A 3,955-nucleotide genomic window follows, 5' to 3' on the forward strand; every position below is an offset into this window, starting at 1 on the left:
GGGCGTTCCCAGAAGCTCACAAGGGTGTAACCGCGCGGAAACCGGGGAGCCGTAGCGTTTAGGTGCATACCCTTCGAGCCGGGAGGCGGCATGCAGACCCATCCGAAGCTGACAATCCGCAGAACATCGTGGTCCAACCCCGTGGGCCGCGACCTCCGGGCGGCGCAACAGTCCGAACTCGACGCGCGCTACGGACACGCCCGGCACGAGGCCGGGGAGCCGCCCACCGCCGCGGACATGGCCGTGTTCCTCATCGCCTACGAGCGCGCGACGGGCCAGCCCCTCGGCTGCGGCGGCCTGCGCTGGCTCGACAGGACCACGGCGGAGGTCAAGCGCGTCTACGTGCTCCCCTACGCTCGGGGAGCCGGAGTCGCGAGCTCGATCCTCCTCGCCCTCGAAGCCGAGGCACACCAGACGGGAATCACGCTGGTCGTGGCCGAGGCCGGCTCGGCCCAGCCCGACGGGAAGATGTTCTACGAGGCGGCCGGCTACCGGCCGGTGCCGAACTTCGGCCCGTACCAGGAGGTAGAGGAGTCCATCTGCTACGCGAAGCCGATCACGGCGCCGGTCAGGCTGCACGCCATCGCGGGGTGAGCTTCGGACGGGCGGGCCTCAAGCCGAAGGCGGCCCCACGGGCTGACGGATCAGCGTTCGCAGGTTCTCGGGCGCGGTACGACGCGGGTCGCCCAGGTAGATCTCGTGGTGGTGGCCCCGAGGCTTGAGGCCTGCCTCCGCGATGGCGTCGTGGAGGCGAACGATGGTCGGTGCTTCGTCTGCATAAGCGCCGACGTGGAGGGCCTGAGCGCAGCGTCCCTCCTCCCAGGCTTCAAAGCGGACGAGGTCCAAGGCCGGAAGCTGCTTCCCCCGGGACTCTTCGATGACCTCCGCCACGACGGCCGCGTCGATGGGCTTCGGCTGCATCATCATGGCCTGCCACCGCCACTTGTCGCGGTCCGTTTCAGCCATCGTCGCCTCGCCGAGGGCTACGTTCGTCACGGCGTCCACCTGCTCGGGCTCGTCCACCCACCACAGCGCCTCAAGGGGCATGACCTTCGTGGCCTCCCCCGAATGCTTCTTGACCGCGAAGTGCGCGGCGTAGCTGACGCTGAAGAGGGCCTGGACCGCTTCCGTGAACGCGGGCCCCTCCGGTTCGCCCTGCCCTTCGACCATCACAAAGGAGAGCTCGGGCACATCAACGAACTCGATCTCCCCTCTGCGCACCTTGTACAGGGAGTCAATGTTCTGCGGCACGACACTCATGGAGATTCATGCCTCCTCGGGACGGGGCGACCGCCGCAGGTCTGCGGCGAGGCAGTCGCGCAATGGCCTCCTGCTGCCTCCTCTACCATCGCGCCGCGGCGGCCGAAACGGCAGTGCCAATGGTCCCGCGGGGGCGCCCCCATGCCATAAGCCTCTAACGGTCCCTTGGGCGTCCGAGGAAAGTGACCGCCATGAAACGCGTCTTCATGACATACGGAACCAGCGAAGGGCAGACCGAGAAGATCGCCGACGTCATCGCCGACGTCCTCCGCGCGAGGGGGCACGACGTGCACGTGCTCGATATCAAGGAAGCGGGCCACGCGATCCCGGAGGGCTACGACGGCGTCATCGTCGGAGCATCCGTCCACGTGGGCAAGCACGACAAGCATGTCGTGGACTTCGTCCGCAGGAATCATGGCTCCCTCTCGGGGGTGCCGACCGCGTTCTTCTCCGTCAGTCTGGCCGCCCACGGCGACCAGACAGAGGCTGAGCGCTACCTTGAACAGTTCAAGGATGAAACGGGATGGCGACCGGAACGGACCGCCCTCTTCGGGGGCGCGCTCCTCTACACCCACTACGGGTTCCTGAAGCGGCACCTCATGAAGAGGATTGCGGACGACAAGCCCGGCAGCCTGGGAACCGACACGTCGCGCGACTATGTCTACACGGAGTGGGACGGGGTCAAGCGCTTCGCAGAGGATTTTGCGGCGGAACTCGAGGCGGCCGCGGCCTGAGGGCGCGCCTGGGGGACGCGCCTCGTACCGTCACTCGGGGTTTCCCCTCGGGGCTCACGAGCTGGCGGGAGCCCGGCCCCTCGATGCCCGCTCGTACGCCCATGGGGCGAGCACCACGAGCACGCCGACCACGGAGCCGATCGCGGTGTCGATGAAGCGGTCATGGAGGAGCGCACCGGGGTCGCTGTGGGCCGCGAGCAGCGTGGAGAGAAGGGCGAGCGGCGTCACGCACACCATCGCGAGGAAGTACTGTCGCGTGACGAGCATTTCGGCGCCGAACTGGCACGCGGCGATGAACACCACCATGATCCATGGGGTCGGGCGCAGCCCGGCGATTCCCGCGAGCAGCACGAGGCCGACGACGGTCCCCAGCACGCGCTGTAGGCCGCGGTTCACACGATGCCGGGTCGAGTGGCCCACGAGCGGCACCACGGCGGCGACCATCGCCCAGTAGTTGTGCCCGAACCCGAGCGCCTGGCCCACGGCAGTCGCCGCCGCGCCAGCCGCGGCCGGAGCCACGAGGTAGCCGACGGACTCGAGCCACAGCACGCGCCGCTCCAGCTGGCTGAGTCGGACCCGTCCCGCCGCCCGGATCTGCTGCCATCCGAGCGGGGTGCGATGCGACGGGAGCACGCGCGCAGCGAGGCCGATGGCGAGGCACAGCACGAACGTCGAGACGACCACAAGGGCCACGTCACCGAGCGGCGGCTGATGCGGGAGCGAAGAGACGGCCGCGAACGCGAAGATGTAGAACAGAGAACCGGCCGGGCGCAGACGCCAGCGGCCCACGAGGAGGCTGCACAGCCACGCGACGAACGTGGTCCCGACGACGAGCTCCCACGGACTCGGAACCCCGCCGGGATGGAGTCGGGCGCCGATCGTCGCCGTCAGGATGACTGCGAGCATGAGGAGGCCGGCGCGGGCCTGGGCCACGAGCCGGACCCGATGTGGCTCGTTGCGCCCGTAGATCCCTGTGAACGCGGCGAAGTTGGCGAAGATCGCGAGGTCGAGCCGGTTCGAGAGCACGAGGACGACGAGAGGGAGGAAGAGACCAGCGGCCACTCGGAGCGCGGCATGGTGGTCGCTCTTGGCAGGGCCGATGCTGAACAGGAGCTCATGGAGGAAGCGACCCACGACGGCGAGGGGCCCGCCCGGGCGCGTACCGCCGTCGTACGTCCCGGCGCCTCCCGCGCTGCCCTTACTCTGCTGCTGCAAGTTGACCGCAGGCGCCGTCGATCTCCTTGCCGCGCGTGTCGCGCAGCGTCGTGGGGATCCCAGCCGCCCGGAGGGTTTCGACGAACTCGTCCTGTACCTCGGGCTCGGACGACGTCCAGATGGACCCCGGGGTGGGATTGAGCGGAATCGGGTTGACGTGTACCCAGCCACGGCCGCGCTGGTTGAGCTTCTTGGCCAGGAGCGCCGCGCGCCATGCGTGGTCGTTCATGTCCTTGATGAGCGCGTACTCGATGCTCACTCGGCGGCCCGTCGTGCGGAAGTAGTCGTAGGCGGCGTCGATCGCCTCGTCGACCTTCCACCGGTTGTTGACGGGGATGAGCTCGTCGCGGAGCTCGTCGTCGGGGGCGTGGAGGGACAGCGCGAAGGTGACCGGCAGCTCCTCCTCGGCGAGTTTCCGAATGGCGGGAACCAGGCCCACCGTCGAGACGGTGATGTTCCGCGCCGACATGCCGAGGCCCTCGGGCGAGGGGTCGACGAAGCGGTGGAGGGCGGCCATGACGCGCTTGTAGTTGGCCAGCGGCTCGCCCATGCCCATGAAGACGATGTTGGTGACGCGCTCGTCCGGGTGTTCCTGGGCGCCCAGCTCCCCCGCCGCGATCACGCGGTTCGCCGCTACGACCTGGTCGACGATCTCCGCCGTCGACATGTTGCGGGTGAGGCCGGCCTGCCCCGTCGCGCAGAACGGGCAGTTCATCCCGCAGCCGGCCTGCGATGAGACGCACAGC

General features: G+C 68.8%; 5 protein-coding genes. 2 read left to right on the plus strand and 3 right to left on the minus strand.

Annotated features, from left to right (window positions below; genetic code table 11):
* The first annotated feature begins 90 nt into the window (after positions 1-90).
* Positions 91-594, plus strand: coding sequence for a GNAT family N-acetyltransferase (locus V7053_RS18150; protein ID WP_334173661.1), 504 nt, complete (start codon positions 91-93; stop codon positions 592-594).
* An 18-nt stretch (positions 595-612) separates the two neighbouring features.
* Here V7053_RS18150 and V7053_RS18155 read toward each other — a convergent pair whose 3' ends face one another.
* Entirely contained in the window at positions 613-1,260 is a 648-nt protein-coding gene (locus tag V7053_RS18155) for a GyrI-like domain-containing protein (RefSeq protein WP_334173662.1), read from the minus strand.
* 206 nt (positions 1,261-1,466) lie between these two features.
* Here V7053_RS18155 and V7053_RS18160 point away from each other — a divergent pair, with 206 nt between their 5' ends.
* Entirely contained in the window at positions 1,467-1,994 is a 528-nt protein-coding gene (locus V7053_RS18160) for a flavodoxin domain-containing protein (RefSeq protein ID WP_334173663.1), read from the plus strand.
* 54 nt (positions 1,995-2,048) lie between these two features.
* Here V7053_RS18160 and V7053_RS18165 read toward each other — a convergent pair whose 3' ends face one another.
* Both V7053_RS18165 and rlmN read right to left on the minus strand, forming a co-directional pair.
* A complete protein-coding gene (locus V7053_RS18165) occupies positions 2,049-3,209 on the minus strand; it encodes an FUSC family protein (RefSeq protein ID WP_334173664.1) in 1,161 nt (386 codons plus the stop codon).
* The coding region (gene rlmN, locus V7053_RS18170) for a 23S rRNA (adenine(2503)-C(2))-methyltransferase RlmN (RefSeq protein WP_334173665.1) at positions 3,193-3,955 on the minus strand (763 nt) is incomplete at its 5' end. The genes rlmN and V7053_RS18165, both read right to left, overlap by 17 nt.

This window comes from Sinomonas sp. (assembly GCF_036848755.1).
Classification (GTDB): Bacteria; Actinomycetota; Actinomycetes; order Actinomycetales; family Micrococcaceae; genus Sinomonas.